The organism is Actinobacillus porcinus (genome assembly GCF_901764995.1).
GTDB lineage: Bacteria > Pseudomonadota > Gammaproteobacteria > Enterobacterales > Pasteurellaceae > Exercitatus > Exercitatus porcinus.
Window position 1 is genome coordinate 85,727 of sequence record NZ_CABFKI010000003.1, and the last position, 15,765, is coordinate 101,491.

At 38.9% G+C, this 15,765-nt stretch carries 18 protein-coding genes and 1 pseudogene; 12 read left to right on the forward strand and 7 right to left on the reverse strand.

Annotated features, from left to right (window positions below):
* Positions 1-128: 128 nt before the first annotated feature.
* From E7T07_RS03190 to E7T07_RS03220, 7 genes and pseudogenes are all read left to right on the forward strand, one after another.
* Positions 129-926 carry an HI_1241 family integral membrane domain gene (locus E7T07_RS03190; protein WP_135709479.1) on the forward strand — a complete coding sequence of 266 codons (798 nt, stop codon included), beginning with the start codon at positions 129-131 and terminating at the stop codon, positions 924-926.
* Positions 927-1,062: 136 nt separating this feature from the next.
* Positions 1,063-1,239: pseudogene (locus tag E7T07_RS03195) on the forward strand (OsmC family protein); the annotation flags it as partial.
* Positions 1,240-1,460: 221 nt separating this feature from the next.
* A complete protein-coding gene (locus tag E7T07_RS03200) occupies positions 1,461-3,254 on the forward strand; it encodes an MrcB family domain-containing protein (protein ID WP_135709480.1) in 1,794 nt (597 codons plus the stop codon).
* A gap of 6 nt (positions 3,255-3,260) precedes the next feature.
* Complete coding sequence (locus tag E7T07_RS03205; RefSeq protein ID WP_180338710.1) at positions 3,261-3,503, forward strand: DUF3791 domain-containing protein; 243 nt, start codon at positions 3,261-3,263, stop codon at positions 3,501-3,503.
* Positions 3,500-3,973: a DUF3990 domain-containing protein gene (locus E7T07_RS03210; protein ID WP_135709481.1), complete on the forward strand. Its 474-nt coding sequence runs from the start codon at positions 3,500-3,502 to the stop codon at positions 3,971-3,973. The genes E7T07_RS03205 and E7T07_RS03210 overlap by 4 nt, the downstream gene beginning before the upstream one ends.
* Positions 3,970-4,179, forward strand: coding sequence for a DUF3791 domain-containing protein (locus E7T07_RS03215; RefSeq protein ID WP_135709482.1), 210 nt, complete (start codon positions 3,970-3,972; stop codon positions 4,177-4,179). The genes E7T07_RS03210 and E7T07_RS03215 overlap by 4 nt, the downstream gene beginning before the upstream one ends.
* Complete coding sequence (locus tag E7T07_RS03220) at positions 4,172-6,424, forward strand: DUF2357 domain-containing protein (RefSeq protein ID WP_135709483.1); 2,253 nt, start codon at positions 4,172-4,174, stop codon at positions 6,422-6,424. Before E7T07_RS03215 ends, E7T07_RS03220 begins: the two co-directional genes overlap by 8 nt.
* A gap of 89 nt (positions 6,425-6,513) precedes the next feature.
* Here the strand turns inward: E7T07_RS03220 and secF are convergent, their stop codons facing one another.
* The 7 genes from secF to queA form a co-directional block, all read right to left on the reverse strand.
* A complete protein-coding gene (gene secF / locus E7T07_RS03225) occupies positions 6,514-7,407 on the reverse strand; it encodes a protein translocase subunit SecF (RefSeq protein WP_135709577.1) in 894 nt (297 codons plus the stop codon).
* 81 nt (positions 7,408-7,488) lie between these two features.
* A complete protein-coding gene (gene secD, locus E7T07_RS03230; protein ID WP_135709484.1) occupies positions 7,489-9,339 on the reverse strand; it encodes a protein translocase subunit SecD in 1,851 nt (616 codons plus the stop codon).
* A gap of 19 nt (positions 9,340-9,358) precedes the next feature.
* Entirely contained in the window at positions 9,359-9,658 is a 300-nt protein-coding gene (yajC, locus tag E7T07_RS03235; protein WP_115638336.1) for a preprotein translocase subunit YajC, read from the reverse strand.
* Between the two features lie 64 nt (positions 9,659-9,722).
* On the reverse strand, positions 9,723-9,953 hold the full coding sequence (locus tag E7T07_RS03240; protein WP_135709485.1) for a sulfurtransferase TusA family protein: 231 nt from the start codon (positions 9,951-9,953) through the stop codon (positions 9,723-9,725).
* Positions 9,953-10,477 carry a hemerythrin domain-containing protein gene (locus E7T07_RS03245; RefSeq protein ID WP_135709486.1) on the reverse strand — a complete coding sequence of 175 codons (525 nt, stop codon included), beginning with the start codon at positions 10,475-10,477 and terminating at the stop codon, positions 9,953-9,955. The genes E7T07_RS03240 and E7T07_RS03245 overlap by 1 nt, the downstream gene beginning before the upstream one ends.
* 54 nt (positions 10,478-10,531) lie before the next feature.
* Positions 10,532-11,692, reverse strand: a complete 1,161-nt coding sequence (gene tgt / locus E7T07_RS03250; RefSeq protein ID WP_135709487.1) for a tRNA guanosine(34) transglycosylase Tgt — start codon at positions 11,690-11,692, stop codon at positions 10,532-10,534.
* Between the two features lie 139 nt (positions 11,693-11,831).
* Complete coding sequence (queA, locus tag E7T07_RS03255; RefSeq protein WP_135709488.1) at positions 11,832-12,911, reverse strand: tRNA preQ1(34) S-adenosylmethionine ribosyltransferase-isomerase QueA; 1,080 nt, start codon at positions 12,909-12,911, stop codon at positions 11,832-11,834.
* A gap of 127 nt (positions 12,912-13,038) precedes the next feature.
* Between queA and E7T07_RS03260 the strand changes: the two genes are divergently transcribed.
* The 5 genes from E7T07_RS03260 (at position 13,039) to E7T07_RS03275 (ending at position 15,741) form a co-directional block, all read left to right on the forward strand.
* Positions 13,039-13,482 carry a DNA polymerase III subunit chi gene (locus E7T07_RS03260; RefSeq protein WP_135709489.1) on the forward strand — a complete coding sequence of 148 codons (444 nt, stop codon included), beginning with the start codon at positions 13,039-13,041 and terminating at the stop codon, positions 13,480-13,482.
* Between the two features lie 68 nt (positions 13,483-13,550).
* The gene (locus E7T07_RS03265) at positions 13,551-14,309 is read left to right on the forward strand and encodes a Fic family protein (RefSeq protein WP_135709490.1); all 759 of its coding nucleotides are present in this window, start codon (positions 13,551-13,553) and stop codon (positions 14,307-14,309) included.
* Positions 14,296-14,469 carry a hypothetical protein gene (locus tag E7T07_RS10950; protein ID WP_005825095.1) on the forward strand — a complete coding sequence of 58 codons (174 nt, stop codon included), beginning with the start codon at positions 14,296-14,298 and terminating at the stop codon, positions 14,467-14,469. Before E7T07_RS03265 ends, E7T07_RS10950 begins: the two co-directional genes overlap by 14 nt.
* Positions 14,456-15,055, forward strand: coding sequence for an ATPase (locus tag E7T07_RS03270; RefSeq protein WP_167874924.1), 600 nt, complete (start codon positions 14,456-14,458; stop codon positions 15,053-15,055). Before E7T07_RS10950 ends, E7T07_RS03270 begins: the two co-directional genes overlap by 14 nt.
* Before the next feature lie 215 nt (positions 15,056-15,270).
* On the forward strand, positions 15,271-15,741 hold the full coding sequence (locus E7T07_RS03275) for a hypothetical protein (protein WP_135709492.1): 471 nt from the start codon (positions 15,271-15,273) through the stop codon (positions 15,739-15,741).
* Positions 15,742-15,765: the final 24 nt, after the last annotated feature.

Sequence of the window (15,765 nt, forward strand, 5' to 3'; positions counted from 1 at the left end):
TTTTTTCTCCGTTATCACATATAAAAAGGATGTAAAATTTTTGTGAACAGTCTAAACAAAAATAGACCACAAGTCTATGTAATATAGTGATATAATTTGCGTTTTCAAATAGAAAGATAGGAAAGATTATGTCCCATGACGAAACGAATCCAAAATTAACCGCACTTCAGGCATTTTTGCCCTTAATCATATTATTGGGGTTGGATTATTTTGGTGCCACACTTAACGGCAGTGCACTTTTATCACAATATAGTTTGGCGATTTTTGCTGCGGAAATTTTATTATTAATCGTGTTTACCAAAGGCGAAATTTGTAATGGTCAACGAAGCCGTTTGATTAAAGCCAATCATTATCTCGGTTTATTTTGGATCGTTTGGTTGATTATTGCGCTGTTGCAAGGTTCTCTATCATCAGTGTTGCTTTCTTTGCTGGGGCTTGTTGTAGTCGCTTTAATGGCTTGGCGTCATTATTTATCCTTAGCAACCGGATTATCTTTATTGGGTTCTGTCCTTTATCTTTACATGGTAAGCCAACAGCAAGAAATGGCTCTACGCTGGCTTTGCTACAATCCTATTTCCCAATTATTACTCGGCGTCATGTTAGCGAATATGTTGTTGTTGATTTCTCGCAATCGCTTACAAGGGTTTATTGCTTTATTACCCTTTGCAATGGCGATCTTGCTTGCCCTTAATGCGTTTTATGTGTTGAGCATATTGGCATTTTTCCCTGAAACAATACCTGTTGTTCCCGATATGCCGGCAGAATTACCGATTTTAGTCTATTTCCTTTTACATATTATGATGATGGCAATTATCGGCTTTCATATTCTGCGTAAAATAAAATTAGATTATTTCAACTTGATTTTACTTTTCTTTATGGCTACAAGTTTGCCGATTTGGTTAGGTTTTTTGGTACAACCGCTTTAAGGCTATAGCAGAGTTGTAGAACCTATATAATGTAGCCCTTGCACAAAGCTGAAATGGCGGTTGGTGAGCCTGTCGAACCACAAGATATTTCAGCGCCGCACAAGAGTCACGTTTTGACCGCTTCAACGGACATCTTAAAGCAGATGGAACATTCCGCCTTGATTTAGACATTACCATTACCGTGGCAGGTTTAAGCGTAGAAGACGCCAAAAAACTGATTGAAAAAGCCCACGAAGCTTGCCCATGCTCCAACGCAACACGTGGTAATGTTGATGTGCGTTTACATGTAAATGTGATGCAAGCATTTGATTAAGTTAGGCATTGTGTTCATGCAGTTTTTTATCCGGAGTATAGTGGACTAGATTTTCATTCAAAATAGTGATGCTTTTTGTTAGAATCTTTCAAGTTTTGGATTTTTAATCGTTTAAAATCGCGCTGAATTCCTAACAACAAGCGGTTGTTTTTACACAATCTTTTGCGATTTTCTATAAAGACAGCCAACGATTATCACCTTTGTCGAAAGAGAGTACTATAATGCGTCATTTAGCCAATTATCTAAATAAAGTATTAGCTGAACTTAGCTTAGCTAAACTACAACCATTCAAAGATCATGAATTGGCTAGTTTCCTTCGTAATGAACTCCCAAAAGAAATTGCAAGTATTCTGAAAAATCATCAGATAACGTCGTATTCAGTAAAAGGGCATCCCGGTAATGGTGGTTGGGCGGATGTACTTTGGATTGAAGTGACTCAACCAAGTATTACAAAATCTGTTCAATCTGATATTTATCCAACGTATCTCTTTAAATCCGATGGTTCGGGTGTTTATCTCTCTTTACAACAAGGCGCCGACAAACTATCTAGCGAACAAATTACTGCGCTTGACGCTTTTAAGTCCGCGCTCTCACTTAAAATTCCTGAGTTAAAAAATTGGGACACCCATACCATTAATTTATTAGCCTCAACCGCTCGTAGTAAGAATTACGAAAAAACTAACTTAGCTGCAAGATTTTACGATAGCAACCATATTCCTTCAGATGATGAACTCACTCGAGATTTATTAGCAATGCTCGCGCTGTATGAAAAAGTTGCTAAACAATCAAAAGTAGTACAAACAGATGAAAAACCAATGAGACATTCTATTCAGCCAAATACCCTTTCTCTCCCCAAACCATTCCTTCTTCTCGCCGGTATATCAGGAACAGGGAAATCACGTTTTGTTCGAGAGCAAGTACCGGAAGACGAACGTAAGGAACGTTATCAATTAGTAGCGGTTCGTCCAGATTGGCATGAGCCATCGGATCTATTGGGGTATGTTTCTCGTTTAAGTGGTCAGGCGCAATATGTGATGACCGATGTACTGAAGTTTATTGTGAAAGCCTGGAAAGCGGTCGAAAACGCAGGTTTACTCCGCAATAATGAAGTAGCAGGCTCAAAAGCACTTTTAGAACAAGTACCACCTTATTGGCTTTGTTTAGATGAAATGAATCTCGCACCGGTAGAGCAATATTTTGCGGATTACCTTGCCGTGATTGAGAGCCGTAAATGGGTATGGCATAACGAAGATGAATTTAGCTATCAAACAGAGGCTTTATTAAGCCCGACCGCTTGGGAAGATATTGCGAATTTTCAAGAGCAATTAGATGTTGATGATGAACTTTGGGATTTCTTCCAAACCAACGGTATTGGTATTCCTTTTAACTTAATTGTGGCGGGAACGGTAAATATGGATGAAACTACTCACGCCTTTTCTCGCAAGGTCTTAGATCGCGCTTTAAGTTTTGATTTTAGTGAGTTTTATCCAAATGATTTTGATGCGTTTTTTGAACCGAAAACACAACAAAAACAATTAAGTTACCCGATTTACTCTCAAATCACACAAAATGATTTTGATGAATTAGCGTTTGCGAGCAAATCTATCGAATTTCTAACCGCACTTAATAAGCAGTTTGAAAATACCCCATTCAAATTGGGATATCGCGCGCTGAATGAGTTGTTATTAAGCGTCAAATCTTTTCAGCCTCAAACGGATGAAGAACTTCAAGCAGTTTGGGATGATTTTGTGATGTTAAAAGTGTTGCCACGTATTGAAGGCGATGAAAATAAACTTTATTCGGTAACGCAAGATGGTCGCTCTGTCCTTGATGATATAGAAATGGTACTTGCAAAACACTTAAGTGCGATTTGGCACGATAACGATGCTGTACGTGTTGATTTTTGGCAGACGGATGTTCAAGGCAAACCATTGAAAATAAAATGTCGCACAAAACCTAAATTAGCTAATATGAAAGCGCAATTAACAAACCGTGGAATGGTCAGTTTTTGGTAGGTAAATATGAAAAATGTAAATGCTGAATTTGAAATTCATCATCAATGTGAGCTCGAATTCGCCCTATTTTGTATTGATTTTGTCGCCAAAGAACTCAACATCCCTGCAAAATTGGTATATCAAAAATTGGCCGAAAGTGGCCTGTTGCAAGATTACATTATTGCAAATTATGAAATGTTACACACACTTGGCAAAGATTATTTAGTGTCGGATATTATTGGCTTAATGCGTGAAAGGAATTTAATATGATTTTATATCATGGCTCAACATTAGAAATTCCCCACCCAGATATTGCTTTTTCTCGAGAGAAATTAGATTTTGGACGAGGATTTTACACAACGCCAATAAAGCAACAAGCTGTTAACTGGGCAATGCGCTTTAAACGATTGGGAAAAAGTGCGGTATTAAACTGTTATGAATTTGATGAAACCTTACTTTCACAGTTTCATATTAAAGAATTCGATGTTTATAGCGAGCAATGGCTAGACTTTATTTTGGCAAATCGAACAGGGCAAGCCGTTGAGCATTTTGATATTGTGCTTGGTGGAGTAGCCAATGATCGTGTTTTTAATACTATTGAATTGTTACTGGAAAATTTAATCTCGAAACAAGAGGCGCTTGGTCGGTTGATCTATGAAGAGAATAATCAACAAATTTGTTTTCTCAAACAAGAAATTTTAGATCAACACCTCATTTTCAAAGGGAGCGAAAAGCTATGATGGCAAGTCCTGTCTTGTTACAACGTAAATATGCACGCATTATTGCACTATTGGCAGAGCAGTTGCATATTTCATTGGCTGAATCGTTAGACCGTTTTATGTTTTCAAAAACCTATGAGCTAATGAGTGAAGGCGTAGCGGATATGCATTGCTTGAGTGATGGTTATTTAGTGGAAGAAATTATCCGAGAACAACAAAATGGATAACGCAATTTATACTTATTCAGCCATTGATCGCGCGGATAATATCGTCTTTAAACTCTCTATTTATTCCCATCATATTTCTTCTCGCCAACTCCGCTACGCGCAAACTTTACAAAAGCGTGGCGAAGAAATTCCTGCCTGCTATGTGCAAATTAATGGAGAAAAACAACCGCTTGAGCATCCTATTTTCTTTGAAAATAGCCGTTATGATATTGAATGGGAATTTCATCAAGATGTTAAAAATGTTCAGCTTAATCATAAGCTAAACGCTGTCAATAATACCTTTCGCTTTAATGCCAACAAACAACTTTTTACAGGAAGTATTGAAACGGCCAATGATATTGGTTGGTTTACATTACCTTTAAGTTACGAATTTAATGGAGTTACACATCGCTTTAACTTTGCTTTTGAAGTCTTACCGAGCAAAATGGATTTACATCAGGATTTGCCTGCAATGTATCAAGATATTGATACGGAATATCCACTTTGGCGGTTTAATCTTGCGGAAAAAACCAATCAAAATGTGAGCGATAATCAAAGCCGTGAGCACTTTCCCCTTTTTTGGTTAGCACAATTTCAACGTTTACAAGAAGAATTTGCTCATGTTCTAAATGTGATTGCTAATAGCCCACATCATCGTTTGCAAGCGGTTGAAAAATATCAAAAAGCGGAAAGAATGAAAGGCAAGGTGCCTGAACGCTCTGCGATGAAAATTCGTAACGACCTCAAAAATGGCTTGTACCATAAACGCTATGCAATAACGGAAAAACGTTTATCGGCAGATACGCCAGAGAACCGTTTTGTCAAAATGGCGGTGACACGTTCATCACAAATTTTAAGTAAATTTGACCGCACTTTACGTCAAGAAAATGCGAAAAATGACCGCTTGTCTGCCGCTTTTTTTGAGCGTTTACATAGCTGGCAGAAACCATTAAAACAGATGCAACATCAGCCTTTCATGCAACAAGTGGGCGAGTTTCAAGGATTGATGAAAGAAAGTTTGGTTTTACAACAACGCTCAGGGTACAGTCGAGTATTCCAAATTTGGCAAGAGTTGAAACATTATTTAAACTTGTTTGAAAATCAGACTGAGATTTCACAAAAATCCGTTGCTGAAATTTATGAGGTTTGGTGTTTTTTAGCTTTAAGGCGCTGTTTACTTGCCTTAGGCTTTAAGGAAAAATTTAAAAATAAGGCGAATTTAGTTGAAAGCGGGGATTTTAGTTTATCTATGCGAGATGGTATTCGTGGTGCATTTCACTTTGAGAAAGATGATATTCGAATCCGCTTAGCACACGAGCCTAAATTTACTAAACAAAATCGAACCCTTCGCTCTTTTGTTACCCCACAAAAGCCTGATATTTTTTTGGAAATGACATTCCCTAATCAGCAACATTATATTTGGTTATTTGATGCGAAATATCGAATCAAAACGGAGCAAGAACAAGGGGAAAACGATGATATTGAGCATGTGGATTATGTGCCAGATGATGCGATAAACCAAATGCACCGTTATCGTGATGCCTTGATTTTATTAAATGAAAACGAACTTAACCCGAAGTCTCGTCCTGTCTTTGGTGCTTTTGCGTTGTATCCAGGATTTTTTAACCAGCAAAAAGAGAAAAATCCTTATCAACAAGCCATTGAACAAGTAGGAATTGGGGCCTTTGCCTTATTGCCTACACCAGATGGCGATCATTGGCTGAAAACATTTTTACAAGAAAAATTACTCGGTACGGAATCGCTGCAATCTCAACTATTATTGCAACATGAGGCACGTATTGCGGATCACGGTACGCAACAACGTGTATATTCTAATTTAGTGTTGATGATGGCATTGGGCGAAAATCGTTCTGAGCAATATATTAGCGATTTCAAACAAGGTAAACTTAAATGGTATCATACCCCTGTTTCCACATTTAGGCTGAAAATTGCTGATTATCTTGCTAGCGAAATTCAATTTTTAGCTTTGGCATTTGAAGGTAACATTGAGCGAATTTATCCCGTTAAACGCATAGAAAAACTCAAACGCTCACAAATTACATTCGAGCAAGCGGGGAGCCAAAATCCAAGTGATGAAGAATACTATCTTTTCGAGTTAAATAAGCCTTTACGGCTGGAACAACCTATTTCAGGTGTTCCTCAATTAGATGCTCAAGGTAAAGGTTTCCGTCATTCCATTAAATTAACCACATTGGATAAGCTGGATGATAGGCTGAATTTTGATGAGGTTGAGGTGGTGTGTTGAATTAAGAGAAAATATGGTTAGTTGTTTTATTTCTTAAACCACAAAAAAGCGACTGTTTGACCAGTCGCTTTTGTTATGATAAGGAATAATTAAAATCCTTCCTCAAAATCTTTATCTTCTGCAATTTTGATTTGCATATGTTCGCGTTTTAAGCCTAAATCGTAAGCGATAGCAATTGCCACGAAGATAGATGAATAAGTACCAAATGCAATACCAATTAATAGTGCAAGAGAGAAACTATAGATCGTTGAACCACCGAAGACAAGCAATGCGATAACCACGAATAAGGTCGTTACTGATGTCATCATTGTTCTCGATAAGGTTTGTGTTAACGAGATATCAATAATTTCTTCGCTACTTAAACGGCGTACTTTGCGGAAGTTTTCACGTACACGGTCAAATACCACGATACTATCATTTAATGAGTAACCGACCACAGACAAAATTGCTGCCACGAAAGTTAAATCCATCTCAATTTGTAAAAATGAGAAGATACCGAGTGTGACAATAACGTCATGGGCGAGTGCCATAATACCGCCTGTTCCTAAACGCCATTCAAAGCGTAAACCAACGTAGGCAAGTAATAGAGCAAGCGTTGCTAATGTGCCGTAAATTGCACTTTCGGCTAATTCGTCCCCGACATTAGGCCCTACAAATTCTACGGAACGAATTTGAATATTGGGATCAAGTGCGGTCATCATGTCTTTGATTTTATTTCCCACTTGCGCATCGGCTGCGGCAACCGGTAAACGAATCATCACATCACTCGTTGAGCCTGTGGTTTGCACTAATGCATTTTCAATACCATTTTCGCCTAAGGTTGAACGCACTTTGTCGAGGTTAGCTGATTGAGAGAAGTGGGTATCAATGACCACACCACCTGTAAAATCTAACCCCCAGTTAAAGCCTTTGGTGAAGATAAAGAAAAAGCATGTCGCTGTGAGCAAAATCGAAAATAAATAACCGAATTTGCGGAATTTCATAAAGTGAACAAGGCTAAAAGGTAAGCCAACGCCTTGATATTCATGTTTTTGTTTAAGTGAATTCACTGTATTTTCTCCGCCCTAAATAGATAATTTTTCAACACGTCTGCCGCCGTAAATCCAGTTCACGAGCATACGTGTACCTGTGATTGCCGTAAACATTGAAATGGCAACCCCTAATGCAAGGGTAACAGCAAAGCCTTTAACCGGGCCGGTACCTACCGCATAAAGCACGATAGAGGTTAAAATGGTGGTTAAGTTGGCATCAAAAATTGATGTCCATGCACCGGCATAACCTTCATTAATGGCTTGCTGAATTGGACGACCGTTACGAATTTCTTCTTTGATACGTTCAAAGATTAGTACGTTGGCATCTACAGACATCCCCACAGATAAGATAATCCCTGCGATCCCCGGCATGGTGAGTGTGACGCCCGGTAATAACGACATTAACCCAACAACTAAGATCATATTCGCAGCGAGAGCTAAACTTGCTACGATACCGAATAGTTTGTAATATACCACGCAGAATAAAATCACAATCGCTAAGCCCCAAAGCCCGGCTTTTAAGCCTTGTTCAACGTTTTGTGCACCAAGTGATGGACCTACGGTACGCTCTTCAACAATTTGAATCGGAGCAATTAAAGCACCTGAACGAAGTAACATTGAAAGATTTTGCGCTTCTGCCGTGCTGCCTACGCCGGTGATTTGGAAATTACTGCCAAAACGACCGCGGATTGTGGCGACACTAATGACTTCTTCATGTTTTTCTAACACGACTTTGCCATTTTCGTCTTTTTTACCATTGTCTTTGTATTCAACGTAAAGCACTGCCATTGGTTTTTGGATGTTGATTTTTGTCGCTTGAGACATGAGATCACCACCTTGTGAATCCAATACTACGCTAACTTGAGGCGAACCGGTATTCTGCTCAATACCTGCGGATGCATTAACAATGTGTTCTCCACCTAAAATAGCTTTGCGGAATAAAGCAACAGGATTCCCTGCTTTATCGTATTTAACTTCCGTATCCGTCGGCACCATATTGCGGCGCATTGCTTCATAAGTGGTATTCACGTTTACCAAGCGGAATTCAAGGGTTGCAGTCGCGCCAAGAATTTCTTTCGCGCGTGCGGTATCTTGGATACCCGGTAGCTCAACAACGATACGTTCAGCCCCTTGGCGTTGGATAACGGCTTCAGCGACACCTAATTCTTCCACACGTTTACGTAAAATAATTAAGTTTTGCTCAATAGCATTATTACGCGCTTCAAGTAAACCCGCGTCAGATAAGCGCATAGAGAAAGCATTATCTGCGGTTTCAGTAATTTCCATATTTGGATTCTGACGGCGTAATAATTGTTGCGCTTGATAACGCTGCTCTGGGTTTTCTAATGTAACGAGAGTAGAGAAATCATTGCCGCCTTTAATCGATGCATAGCGGATTTTTTCCTTACGCAAGCTTGCTTTGACGTTATCTTGTAATTGCTCTTGACCTTTGCTTAATGCCGTGTTCATGTCCACTTCCATCAAGAAACGAACACCACCGCGTAAGTCAAGCCCCCATTTCATTGGGGTACCGCCAATGGAACTTAACCATGCAGGCGTTGCCGGGGCGAGATTTAGTGCCGTTGAATATTGATTACCAAGGCGTTCTGCAATTTTATCCTTGGCGAGAAGCTGATCCGATGTATTATTGAAACGCGCTAAAATAGAGCCGTTTTCTAATACGATAGATTTTGGTTCAATTTGATTTGCTGTCAATAAGCCTTGAACATCGCTTAAGGTTTGCGTGTTCGCTTCTTGACCACGTGTGCCTGAGATTTGTACGGCAGGATCTTCGCCGTAAATATTTGGAAGTGCATATAAAGCACCAATGGCGACCACAAGGATCACCATTAGATTCTTCCATAAAGGGAAACGGTTTAACATAAGTTAAATGCCTTTTGGATTAAAGAGTTTTTACAGAGCCTTTTGGCAATACAGCAGCGATATAGTTACGGTTAATAGTTACTTCGCTGTTAGCGTTTAATTGGATAACCACTTCGCTGCTACCTTCAGTGATTTTGCTGATTTTGCCGATTAAGCCGCCAGCAGTTAACACTTCCGTACCTTTTGCTAATGATTCCATTAACGCTTTGTGTTCTTTGTTACGTTTTGCTTGTGGACGGTAAATCATAAAATAGAAGATTAAACCGAAGATCGCAAAAATAATTAACATTGACATTGGGCTGCCTTGTTGAGCTTCCATGTTTTTTCCTTTTTGTGAGTTAAAGTGAATAAAAATTAGGGTGCTAAAATAGCATAAAATCAGCTTAATTGCTAATGTTCATTTTGTATTCTATCCAGCCATTAAGTGCGGTGTATTTTTCACAAGAAATAATGCGACAATGCATTTCATGGCACAAAATTTCAAAATCTTTCACCGCACTTGTGCCGCCAAAACGTATTTCTAAATGATGCCCCGGTTGTAATTTTTCAAGGGCCTCTTTTGTCATAAGCAAGGGAATAGGGCAGTGATAATGACGAAGATCTAACTGTTGCATTAGCTTATCTTGCGGCGTTCCGCCATAATTTTGCCCATTGCTGCGAGTTGTTCCGGCAATAAATATTGCTTTCCCATTTCAAACAATGGCTCTTCAAGAGCGATATGTTGATCATAAGCGGCAATAAATTGCTCAATAAGAGCATTTTCTACACTATCGCGCTGACCTTGAATAAGTTCAACTAACTGAGCAGAAAGTGCGGTCCAATTTGCGTGTAAATGGAGATGTTGACGTTCTAGTTCATCAATATCGCTTTTAGCTTGTGGTGCAACTTTTACTAACGCAGGGAAAAAGTCTTTTTCTTCGTCATCATGATGTAAAGGCGCAGCAAGATTAAAATAATTCAGAATTTGTTGAACGTCATTTTTGACCGCTTGATTTAGCCCATTTTTCTCAAGATAAGAAGGCAAAATATTTAATTGACGACAAAAGTTTTTAACGCGTCCGTGGCAAGCATAGAGCATTTCAATGGGATTTTCCCAAGAGGGCACGTGAGATTGGTTTGTGGGATGAATGTTTATCATAGGATTTATGTTGGGTTGTTAGGGCGAAAGCGTTTTCACCCTAATGTTCATGGATTATTTCACCGCTTTTTGTAATGGCGGCACTTCTTTACCAATTTTGGCATAAAATTCCACCACAAAATCATCGAAACGATCTTCTTCAATGGCGGTACGAATTTGTTCCATTAGGCGTTGATAATAGCGTAAATTATGAATGGTATTTAAGCGTGCACCTAAAATTTCACCGCACTTATCTAAATGATATAAATAGGCTTTGGTGTAATTTTTACAGGTGTAGCAATCACATTCCGGATCAAGTGCGGTGGTATCTGAACGATATTTTGCATTACGGATTTTCACCACGCCATCGCTGACAAATAAATGACCGTTACGGGCATTACGGGTTGGCATCACGCAATCGAACATATCAATACCACGGCGCACGCCTTCTACTAAGTCTTCAGGTTTACCCACGCCCATTAAATAGCGCGGTTTGTCCGTAGGCAATAATGGGGTGGTAAATTCCAAAATACGGTGCATTTCTTCTTTTGGCTCCCCAACGGCTAAACCGCCTACCGCATAACCGTCAAAACCGATATTCACCAAACCTTCGGCGGAAATTTTACGTAATTCTTCGTAAGTTCCCCCTTGCACAATACCAAATAATGCACGTGGATTTTCTAATTCATCAAAACGATCACGGCTACGTTTTGCCCAACGTAAAGACATTTCCATAGATTTTTTCGCATAATCGAAAGTCGCCGGATAAGGCGTACATTCGTCAAAAATCATCACGATGTCTGAGCCTAAATCATATTGAATTTCCATGGATTTTTCTGGCGACAAAAAGATTTTTTCACCATTAATGGGGTTTTGGAAGGTAACGCCTTCTTCTTTAATTTTGCGCAATTTACCTAGGCTAAACACTTGGAAGCCGCCACTATCCGTTAAAATAGGGCGATGCCATTGCATAAAATCATGCAAATCGCCATGCATTTTCATCACTTCTTGCCCGGGGCGTAACCATAAATGGAAAGTATTCCCCAGTAAGATTTCAGCACCGGTAGCCCGCACTTCTTCGGGGGTCATGCCTTTGACCGTACCATAAGTACCCACAGGCATAAAGGCGGGGGTTTGAACTTTAAATTCCGTGATTTCGCCCTCTTTATTTGGGCGTTGGAATACCATTTCACCGCGGCGTGCTGTTCCGCTGGTTGTTTTGAGATTAAATTTCATAAGTTTCCTTTTCGAATAAACAGTTCGATGAGATATTTTGAGACCGCATTCTAGCATAGAATATCGGTTAAATAAAAAGCTCACTATGTTAGTGAGCCTTTTGGGGAAAGTTGGCTACTGCCTATACCTAGAGATTGATCTAAAGCTGTGTATTTTTGGTGATAAACATGGAATCGCCATAACTGAAAAAACGATAGCGATTTTCCACCGCACTTTTATAGGCATTCATGGTATGTGCATAGCCTGCAAAGGCTGAAACCAGCATAATCAAGGTGCTTTCAGGCAAGTGGAAATTGGTAATTAAGCAATCAATAACACGGAATTTTTTACCCGGGTAAATAAAAATTGCGGTGTCTGAGAAAAAAGGTTCGATAAGTTGCGCTGAGCCTTTTTCTTCCGCCGCCAACGCCGCACTTTCAATGGAACGCACCGATGTGGTTCCTACCGCAATCACGCGTTTGCCCGCCGCTTTTGTGGCTAAAATGGCATCACAAACCTCTTGCGACACTTCCACATATTCTGCATGCATATGGTGATCTTCGATATTTTCTACGCGCACCGGCTGGAAAGTTCCTGCGCCAACGTGCAAGGTAACAAAGGCGAAATTGACGCCTTTTGCGTTGAGTTTTGCCAATAATTCATCATCAAAGTGCAATCCTGCTGTAGGCGCGGCAACCGCCCCTGGGACTTTGTTATATACCGTTTGATAACGCTCTTGATCCGCGTCTTCATCAGGGCGATCAATATAAGGTGGCAACGGCATATGACCGATTTGTTGTAATACATCCAAAAGTGCGGTGGATTTATCCGCGATTTCAAGTTCAAATAAGGCATCTTGGCGACCCAGCATATTGACGCGCACGCCATTGCCTTCACCTAATTTATCTTCACCTAAAATCAACTCAGCACCGGCTTTAGGGGCTTTACTTGAACGAACATGGGCTAAAAAAGTGGTTTCACTCAAAACGCGCTCAACCAATACTTCGATTTTTCCGCCCGAAGCTTTATGCCCAAACATTCGCGCCGGAATCACACGCGTATTGTTAAACACTAATAAATCGCCTTCTTGAATTAAATCAAGTACATCGCTAAAAGTGCGGTGAAAAATTTCACCGTTTTCGCCGTTGAGTTGTAATAAGCGGCTGGCAGTGCGCTCGGGTTTAGGATAACGCGCAATTAATTCGTCAGGTAAATCAAAATGGAAATCGGATACTTTCATAATTTTAATGTCAAAAATTTTTGCCGTAGTCTATTTTGATTTTGCCTTGAGTACAAGTAAAACCTTTATTTTTCGCCAATTTTTCGTTAGAATTTCGCGATTAATTTGAAGCTTAATGAAACGCAAAATGTCAAAACAAGCCCAATTCTATGTTATTGAAAATCTGTCATCGCAAGGCGAACTTTCCGCCGCTGAACAATTAGCCTGTGATTTATCTGCACAATTGTGGCGATCAGGAAAACGTATTTTGGTGGCTTGTGAAACGGAAGAGCAAGCCTTGCGGTTAGACGAAGCATTATGGCAACGCGATGTGGATGAATTTGTTCCCCATAATTTATCTGGCGAAGTGACTAATTTTGCCACGCCCATTGAAATCAGCTGGGTCGGTAAACGCAATGCGCAACGCCGTGATGTGTTGATTTCATTGCAACATAACGTCCCCGACTTTGCTCAAAGCTTTAATCATATCATTGATTTTGTACCCAAGAACGAAACAGAAAAAGCCCAAGCGCGGGAACGTTATAAACAGTATCGTCAGTTGGGCTGGCAATTGAGTACGGAGCAGGTTTAGGGTGGATATGTTAGATATGGCAATTCTCAGAACCTTTAACCTTGTTCTTAACAGTATGATATTAAACAATGAATAATAAACTAGACCAAATTGAACACTTAAAAAATCGGCTGACTCAATATCGTCCACTTTCCGCGGCTGAAGTGCAACGCTTGCGGGAAGAGTTTATTATTGAGAGTAGTTATAACTCTAATGCGATTGAAGGAAATACAATCACATTGCGAGAAACAGTGCTGATTTTAAAAGAAGGCATTACCATTGCAGAAAAGCCGATTCGTGAACATTTGGATATTATCGGTTTTAAAGACGCGTTTAATTATATTTATGAATTAGTGGTAAATAATGAGCCATTAACCGAACGCACGATTAAAGATATTCATTCTTTGGTATTAATGAGCAATGCGGAAAATCGTGGTGTTTATCGCAAAATTCCTGTGCGTATCTTAGGGGCTGAAAATGAGCCGACCGCACCTTATTTAATTGCGGAAGAAATGCAAAGGTTAATTGAAAAATATCAACAGAAACTAACCGCACTTCACCCGATTGAAGCTATTAGCTGGTTACATTTGGCGTTTGAGAGTATTCATCCTTTTATTGATGGTAACGGACGAACCGGGCGATTGCTGATTAACTTTGAATTGCTCAAACAAGGTTATTTGCCGATTGATATTAAATTTACAAACCGAGCAAAATATTATCAATGTTTTGATGATTTTCATAAAAATCAGCAAAGTGCGGTGGCTTTAACGGAATTAATTGCGGATTATGAAATTCAAGAGTTAGAGCGGTATTTGAAAATTTTGGAGAAATACAATGACCAAAATTGAACAAATTAGAGAACAACAACGCCAACTGCAAATTCAATTTAAGGCGTGGATGGACGATAAGAAAAAGCGTGAAGTGCTGACATTTATGCGACCAAATGGCAATATTGTTGAGCATTATCCTGATAACACAGAAAAAGTTATTAAATATGCAACAAAATAATTTAGCGATTTTCTACTGCGGTACAAACGGTGCTGGTAAAACGACTTTGCGTGGTTTTAATAAAGATACAGTACAAATCGTGATTGATTCTGACCATATTGCGATGGAACTTAATCCTGAAAATCCACGTTTAGCTGATGTTGAAGCTGGTAGAAAAGCGATTGAATTATTTAAATTTGCAATTAAAAATCAAATTTCTTTTTCAATGGAATCAACGCTTTCGGGTAAATCAATTTTAAATCGAATAAAGCAAGTCAAAGAAAAAGGCTTTACCGTTCGATTAAATTATATCGGTGTGAATGATCCCGATATCAATGTGAGACGTGTAAAAGCCCGAGTGAGAGCGGGTGGGCATTTTATTGATGAAACAACTATCCGTAACCGTTATGACATCAGTTTGCAAAATTTAACGAAAATATTACCGCTTTGTGATGAAGTATTTATCTACGATAATTCAGGTGAAGCCCCAAATTTAATTTTTCATCTTAGTGAAAATGAATTAACACAATGGGTTGATGAATTGCCGAAGTGGTGTGAAGAAGTCAAAACAACACTGGAAATTCCTAGCACGGCAAAGCCGTACTAGGTTACGCATAATTCAGCCCCACTGGGGCTGGGGATTAGAAAAAGAGCCACAGAGTGGCTCATTCAGCCGAAGGCTGATCGTAACCACGTACGGCTTGCTGTGCGTGGATTGCTTAATAACTGGCTGCTTGTACAATGAAAAAGATAATTTCTATCTTTTATGGAGCTGAAAAGAAGCCTTACATTTAAGGCAAGTATTATCGGAGAAAAACTACAATGTTAAATTTTTTGGCCATTATATTTGCAATGGGAATAATCTATATTCCGTTTAGTGGTGATATAGAAGAACACTTATGTAAAAAATCAAAAGAAATTATTAATAAATTTAATAAATTAAAAGATATTATTAATAAATTCAATAAATATAGATTGATACTTTTTACATATTTTGTGGTAGAGAGTGTACAGCAATATTTATTATTTTATACTGAAATACATAATGTTTTCATTCAATATATATTTGTAATGCTTAGTTTAAGCATGTGGGCATATCTATTTTCTAAATTTAGAAAAATGAAAATAGATGATAGAGTGCTTCTACTTATATTAGGTGCTTATCAAATTGCGATATATATTACAGCAGTATCACTTGAACAATTAAATATAGAAATTAAATTACTCTTTAATTTTATATATGTGGCAATGCCAACTTTTGTAATATTTGAATTATCTAAGCCTAAAAAGTAAACATATTTAGACTTATAAGAATTT

What these genes read in the sequence shown, in the direction of transcription:
- tgt (WP_135709487.1), bottom strand. Translation starts at nt 11,692, where the DNA reads ATGAAATTTAATCTCAAAACAACCAGCGGAACAGCACGCCGCGGTGAA.
- E7T07_RS10950 (WP_005825095.1), top strand. Translation starts at nt 14,296, where the DNA reads ATGACCAAAATTGAACAAATTAGAGAACAACAACGCCAACTGCAAATT.
- secF (WP_135709577.1), bottom strand. Translation starts at nt 7,407, where the DNA reads ATGAAATTCCGCAAATTCGGTTATTTATTTTCGATTTTGCTCACAGCG.
- E7T07_RS03200 (WP_135709480.1), top strand. Translation starts at nt 1,461, where the DNA reads ATGCGTCATTTAGCCAATTATCTAAATAAAGTATTAGCTGAACTTAGC.
- E7T07_RS03275 (WP_135709492.1), top strand. Translation starts at nt 15,271, where the DNA reads ATGTTAAATTTTTTGGCCATTATATTTGCAATGGGAATAATCTATATT.
- E7T07_RS03205 (WP_180338710.1), top strand. Translation starts at nt 3,261, where the DNA reads ATGAAAAATGTAAATGCTGAATTTGAAATTCATCATCAATGTGAGCTC.
- E7T07_RS03210 (WP_135709481.1), top strand. Translation starts at nt 3,500, where the DNA reads ATGATTTTATATCATGGCTCAACATTAGAAATTCCCCACCCAGATATT.
- E7T07_RS03265 (WP_135709490.1), top strand. Translation starts at nt 13,551, where the DNA reads ATGAATAATAAACTAGACCAAATTGAACACTTAAAAAATCGGCTGACT.
- E7T07_RS03215 (WP_135709482.1), top strand. Translation starts at nt 3,970, where the DNA reads ATGATGGCAAGTCCTGTCTTGTTACAACGTAAATATGCACGCATTATT.
- E7T07_RS03190 (WP_135709479.1), top strand. Translation starts at nt 129, where the DNA reads ATGTCCCATGACGAAACGAATCCAAAATTAACCGCACTTCAGGCATTT.
- secD (WP_135709484.1), bottom strand. Translation starts at nt 9,339, where the DNA reads ATGTTAAACCGTTTCCCTTTATGGAAGAATCTAATGGTGATCCTTGTG.
- E7T07_RS03260 (WP_135709489.1), top strand. Translation starts at nt 13,039, where the DNA reads ATGTCAAAACAAGCCCAATTCTATGTTATTGAAAATCTGTCATCGCAA.
- E7T07_RS03220 (WP_135709483.1), top strand. Translation starts at nt 4,172, where the DNA reads ATGGATAACGCAATTTATACTTATTCAGCCATTGATCGCGCGGATAAT.
- yajC (WP_115638336.1), bottom strand. Translation starts at nt 9,658, where the DNA reads ATGGAAGCTCAACAAGGCAGCCCAATGTCAATGTTAATTATTTTTGCG.
- E7T07_RS03245 (WP_135709486.1), bottom strand. Translation starts at nt 10,477, where the DNA reads ATGATAAACATTCATCCCACAAACCAATCTCACGTGCCCTCTTGGGAA.
- E7T07_RS03270 (WP_167874924.1), top strand. Translation starts at nt 14,456, where the DNA reads ATGCAACAAAATAATTTAGCGATTTTCTACTGCGGTACAAACGGTGCT.
- queA (WP_135709488.1), bottom strand. Translation starts at nt 12,911, where the DNA reads ATGAAAGTATCCGATTTCCATTTTGATTTACCTGACGAATTAATTGCG.
- E7T07_RS03240 (WP_135709485.1), bottom strand. Translation starts at nt 9,953, where the DNA reads ATGCAACAGTTAGATCTTCGTCATTATCACTGCCCTATTCCCTTGCTT.